6 protein-coding genes are annotated in these 5,381 nt (G+C 45.0%); 5 read left to right on the top strand and 1 reads right to left on the bottom strand.

Translation table 11 applies throughout. The features are described 5' to 3' along the window. The 5 genes from BV390_RS29955 to BV390_RS29935 form a co-directional block, all read left to right on the top strand. Window positions 1-91: IS1 family transposase (locus tag BV390_RS29955; RefSeq protein ID WP_024193989.1), on the top strand; the 91-nt coding region annotated here is incomplete at its 5' end. Between the two features lie 100 nt (window positions 92-191). Next, window positions 192-776, top strand: a complete 585-nt coding sequence (locus BV390_RS29950; RefSeq protein WP_046852641.1) for a dihydrofolate reductase family protein — start codon at window positions 192-194, stop codon at window positions 774-776. A gap of 778 nt (window positions 777-1,554) precedes the next feature. Next, window positions 1,555-2,100, top strand: coding sequence for a cysteine hydrolase family protein (locus BV390_RS29945; protein WP_032695951.1), 546 nt, complete (start codon window positions 1,555-1,557; stop codon window positions 2,098-2,100). A gap of 710 nt (window positions 2,101-2,810) precedes the next feature. Then, window positions 2,811-3,500 (top strand): helix-turn-helix transcriptional regulator, encoded by a 690-nt coding sequence (locus BV390_RS29940; RefSeq protein ID WP_085397629.1) that lies wholly within the window; start codon window positions 2,811-2,813, stop codon window positions 3,498-3,500. A gap of 70 nt (window positions 3,501-3,570) precedes the next feature. Beyond that, window positions 3,571-4,317, top strand: coding sequence for an SDR family NAD(P)-dependent oxidoreductase (locus BV390_RS29935; protein ID WP_085397628.1), 747 nt, complete (start codon window positions 3,571-3,573; stop codon window positions 4,315-4,317). Window positions 4,318-4,677: 360 nt separating this feature from the next. Here BV390_RS29935 and BV390_RS29925 read toward each other — a convergent pair whose 3' ends face one another. Further along, window positions 4,678-5,082, bottom strand: a complete 405-nt coding sequence (locus tag BV390_RS29925) for a DUF2251 domain-containing protein (protein WP_032690520.1) — start codon at window positions 5,080-5,082, stop codon at window positions 4,678-4,680. Between the last annotated feature and the right edge of the window lie 299 nt (window positions 5,083-5,381).

Below are 5,381 nucleotides of genomic sequence, written 5' to 3'. Positions count from 1 at the left end.
GCTGGGACGGAAGTCGCTGTCGTTCTCAAAATCGGTGGAGCTGCATGACAAAGTCATCGGGCATTATCTGAACATAAAACACTATCAATAAGTTGGAGTCATTACCAGAAAATGGGTGCTATTTAAGACGGGAACCAAACCCTGGCGTGCCTCGCAGGCTATGTAATCAAAACTTAATCAAAGAGAAAATCATGAGAAAAATAGTTTCGTTTGTTCATGTGTCGCTGGATGGTTTTGTCGCTTCTACCGCTGAGGGCCCGGCGGGTCTGGCCTGGATAAGCCTGAGCCCCGACTTGTTTGAATACGTGGAGCAGCGGATTCAGCAGACCGACACCGCCTTATATGGGCGCACCACCTACCAGATGATGGAGTCGTACTGGCCAACTGCTGCCGATAATCCTGACGCCAGCCCGCATGACCATGCGCATTCGCGTTGGTATAAATCTGCCCACAAAGTGGTGTTGTCGAAAACCCTGTTGCAAAAAAATCATCCTGATACGCAAATTATCAGCAGCCATTTAAGCGACGAAATCCACAAGCTCAAGCACAACGCGGGCAGCGAAATCTTAATGTTTGGCAGTCCCTCAGCGACTCACGCGCTAATGTCGGAAAACCTTATTGATGAGTATTGGCTATTCGTCAATCCGATTCTGCTGGGGCAAGGCATTCCCTTGTTCAAAAACATAAAAGACAGAACCTCACTCATGCTGGTGAATAGTAAAATTTTCCCGTCGGGCGTAGTGTGCCTGCGATATGAGGTGAAACGAAATCAATAATGCAAGGTTCTGATAGTTCTGCAAGAGGAAACAACGCCGAACGGCTGCATTTCTGCGAATGTGCAGCCAATCGATGTTTTGCGGTTTGCGATCTACCCTAACTGGCAATTTCACCTAAGGGTCAGCAACACCCGCTTCTGGCACAGAGCGAACAGACTAGCGGGCTGTCAGATCAACTGTGAGCAAGAAACGGCCCCTGAATAGTTTAAATATACCAGCCAAAGCCGCTACTTTTAACGTGTAAACAATCAAGGGATTAAGACGTTGAAAATTGACTGGACTGGTATAGCGCCTTACTCGATCGCAAGTTCATGGATTGGATCCGCGATGATACCAAAAATAAATTAGGGTGACGTGGTAGATGAGTGGATACGTAGACAAGGGCTATAAAGGAACCTTCCCCTTCCATGTAGGCTGGAAAGACGTCCATTCTGCTATGAGCGAGGTGCGGAAGTTGGTTTAACGGTTTTTGCCCACCCAGTATGTAGCATCTAAGGCCCGACTTTCTGCAGGATAAATATTTATTGAAATCGGTATTTACTCAGTGCTACAAGAACAGAGCAGTTTTTATAATTACTGCTCCAGATGTTCAACGAATACAAGAAGGTCAGAAAATGCTTAAGTCACTTCAGCCAACAACCACAGTTACTACCACCGGCACCTTCGGCGGTGTGGGCGTATCTGTGACAGGCTCCTGACAAAACAGATTCTGAATCCCCGCCAAACCGGACGGGGAAGAAAATATCTCCGTTCATAACGTTCTGAATGGAGACACATCATGCTTTTATCCGAAAATGCACTTTTAGTTATCGATATGCAGCAGGGGCTTTTCCGTGGCCCGACTTCCCCACACTCCTCAGACACCGTTCTGTTGAATATCCGTCTGCTGATTGAAAATGCGAGGCAGGCTCAGGTGCCCGTTTTTTTTGCCCGCCACATCGGACCCGATGATTCCCCATTCTCAGAGCAAAGTCCGTTAACACAACTGATACCCGAGCTGAACGTAAACGCTGAACAGGATATCGTGTTTATTAAAAAGTATCCCAGCTGCTTCCGTGATACAGAGCTTCAGCTTCAGCTCAGTCTGCGAGGTGTTAAGCAGCTGGTTATCGCCGGTATGAAAACAGAATTCTGTGTGGATACTACCTGTCGCGCAGCGCCAGAGCATGGATTCAGGACTGTGCTGATTTCAGATGCGCATACGACAATGGATAACAAATATTTGTCAGCGAGTGAAATCATTGCCCATCACAACGTTACGCTGGCTGGACCGTTTGTGACACTCGCAACCGCGGCTTGCTGGAGTTTTCATTCTGAGAAATGAGCCTGAACCTGGAGCCACCCCCGCGGTGGCTAAAATGTCCAACGTCCCCTCCTGGCGCTTAACCGCCAGGCTGAAGGCCCGTACAGGTCAGCTATGAGCGAGAGAGAAGCGGACCTTCGCTTATATTTGGCAGGCGTAGGGTTATGTTTAAGTTAGCATCTAAGAACCTACTGTTCCTGCGGACCTGCGCTAAAACAATATCATTATCTATACCTCTTCTCATGCGCAGATAAGCATGGCAGTCACATCAACACTGATAGCTGCAATTTATATTTGCGAACCACCTTCTTACCGCGCTCTTTAAAACTCTTTCTACTTATTTTCACCCTTCCGTTATGAAAAGTGAAATTTTATCCAGCTTCATTATATCGCACTGAATAAAATTACAGTATATATTGCATAGCCATTGTTGATTATTGCTAAGTGGATTCAGGAAATAATATAATTTCATGTAACGTTGCATTATTCATAAGGACACACCGTTTTTCTGCCAGTAGTCGCGGCATTGATGATACGTATCCCCTGCCCTCCGAACGAACGGCAGGCTGTCGAACACCTCCGCCCATCTTCTGGGCACTGTGGCGAGTCAGATGCGCTGTATTAACCAATGGGAGCAGTTCAACTTAAGCATGTACGCTTACTTTGTACTAAAATGCTTATCCAACAGATGCTTTAAGATATCGTCTCAGGATTAAGATGGATTTATCAGCATGACCAGAACAGAAAGGCTTCTCGAATTACTACAGATATTAAGGGCGCAAAGATATCCGATCACTGCATCCACTCTCTCTATAAGATTAGGAGTAAGTGTGCGATCTCTTTACAGAGATATAAAAACGCTACAGCATCAAGGAGTGTGTATTGAAGGTGGTGCTGGAATTGGTTATATCGTTAAGTCTGACTTTCATTTACCACCCTTAAACCTTACTCATGAAGAAATCAATGCTATTACACTTGGGTTAAATTGGGTATCTCATAATACGGATTATGATTTCAAGAATACCGCAAGGAATGCACTTGCCAAAATACACACCGTCATTCCTGGTGAATTAAAGAATCTTATTGAGAGTCAATCCTATCTGATCGGTCCTTCAGAAAATAATGAGATGTTTTTTGAAGATATCCGCAATGCTATTAAAAAGCGAAAGAGAATCAAAATAAAGTATTGTGACAAGAAAGATACTTACTCTTCTCGAATCATATGGCCCATCGGATTGGTATATATGGAGTCCTGCTGGCTTTTGGTTGCATGGTGTGAGATGAGAAATGATTTTCGTCATTTTAGAACTGACAAAATTGAAGAGATGGTACAACTGGATTCCATATATAGTGAAAGCAGGACGGTTTTATTGAAAAAATGGAGAATAAAAGAAGGAATCAGCGAGGAGAAAGAGTACTGACAAAAACTGTCACAGCTAGTTTGTATACTACCCCAGATGAAAGACTCAATTCTACTTCACAGGGGGAATTATGAATTTCCAGAATAAAGTTGCTGTCATAACAGGAAGTACTGCAGGTATAGGTCAGGCAGTCTCAGAGCAATTACACAAATATGGAGCTAAGGTCGTTATTGTATCCCGCTCGTCAGAGCAGGCTAAACAACAAGCGAAACGATTAACCTCACAGGGACAGCAGGCGCTGGGGATCGGATGTGATGTGTCACAACCCGAACAAGTACAGAAAATGATAGATGAGGTTATCAAACATTTCGGCAGACTTGATTATGCTGTAAATAATGCAGGCCTAACAGGTGAACATGGTAAAAACATAACAGAGCAGACAGTTGAAAACTGGGATAAGGTTATTGCCACCTCATTGAGCGGCGTTTTTTACTGCCTAAAATATGAAATACCTGAGATGATGAAATTTGGTGGTTCTATCGTTAATTTATCTGCAGTAAATGGTCTGGTTGGCATTCCAGGATTAGCACCTTACACCGTGGCTAAACATGGTATAATCGGTTTAACCCAAACCGCAGCGTTAGAGTTTGCAAGTCAAGGCATTCGAATCAATGCAGTCGCTCCCGGTTATGTCCAGACCCCACGAATGACTGAATTTCCTGAAAATATCGTACGTAGTTTCGCAAATAGCCACCCTATGAAAAGGATGGCAAAAATGCAAGAAATAGCAGACTTCATATTGTTTTTGCTTTCAGACAATTCAGCGTTCTGTACCGGAGGAGTTTATCCAATCGATGGTGGTTATTTAGCCGAGTAAAATGCCCCTACAGCCCTTTTAAGCTGTAAGAATTGCCTCAATAAAGTGGCAGGCTCAATGGGAGCGTTAGAATATATAGTTCACACTTCCGTTGTAGGGCTATTGATAACAATATTTCCAGTATGGATTAACAGGAGTATAGATGATTGACTCTCCATTGGTTCATACATCATGCCATTAACAACGTCCGCTTCTGGTACGGAGCGGATGAGTTAACTGAGGTGAAGGTCCGCTGTGAGCGAGGAGCGGACATCGGATACATGGTTTATCATCTGAAAGTCCAGGAAATCGTCCGCCCTCTTCAGAGCGATATTATCAATATGAATAGAGAATAACGGCAGGCGTTAAGCCCACCGTAACTCACCGGAAAAAGTCATCCACCGAATCGCTCCACTCATGGCCGGAAACAGACCAAACCTTGTTTATCGGGGGAGGGAATCCGCTTCTGCAGTACCCATTTTTCCCCACGAAATCAAACGCTCCATGCGGATATCCGTTGATAAGGAGCACGCACTTCTGACTGTCTTCAGACCAGCCGATTTTAACCTCAGAAGGAATGTGGGCGTCTGAAATATCCTCGACATTGTAGATATGCACTGCATCAAGAATCGGGTTTCCTTCAACGGACTCATCGAGCGCATAGAAATACCCGGTCCGGCCGTCGTCTTCAAATACGGCCGCCAGCATCCCCTCAGGTGCCAGGCTTTTTAGCACCTGCGCTTCTCCAACTATGAGCTGAGCCTGTAGCGTCACTAAAATTGTCATACCGATGACTCTCCTTTCCCTGATTGTTTGGTTAGGCTACTTTCTCACTGATAAGCAATCTACCATAACATCCCTGCGATGAATTAACCCCCCTGACCTGCAGCTACTTTGTTGACGCACGATTACTTTAGAAAGGTTCGCCCCTGGCACAGAGCCGTCTACGGTAACGGCCAGTGGCAGCAATGAGCGAGGTATAGTCATTCGCACCCTGAGAATTACACTTTAAGTGATTCAGGGTATGCGCTTACTGGTTACGAATATTGAGCGAGAATCACGTGATGATCGCCGCTTTTCTTTCG

The organism is Klebsiella sp. YJ, from assembly GCF_002108615.1.
GTDB classification, from domain to species: Bacteria; Pseudomonadota; Gammaproteobacteria; order Enterobacterales; family Enterobacteriaceae; genus Klebsiella; species Klebsiella planticola.
This window is presented reverse-complemented; position numbering and strand designations above follow the sequence as displayed.

Excerpts from the sequence above, each read along its gene's own strand:
- BV390_RS29950 (WP_046852641.1), top strand. The coding sequence starts at position 192 with ATGAGAAAAATAGTTTCGTTTGTTCATGTGTCGCTGGATGGTTTTGTC.
- BV390_RS29945 (WP_032695951.1), top strand. The coding sequence starts at position 1,555 with ATGCTTTTATCCGAAAATGCACTTTTAGTTATCGATATGCAGCAGGGG.
- BV390_RS29940 (WP_085397629.1), top strand. The coding sequence starts at position 2,811 with ATGACCAGAACAGAAAGGCTTCTCGAATTACTACAGATATTAAGGGCG.
- BV390_RS29935 (WP_085397628.1), top strand. The coding sequence starts at position 3,571 with ATGAATTTCCAGAATAAAGTTGCTGTCATAACAGGAAGTACTGCAGGT.
- BV390_RS29925 (WP_032690520.1), bottom strand. The coding sequence starts at position 5,082 with ATGACAATTTTAGTGACGCTACAGGCTCAGCTCATAGTTGGAGAAGCG.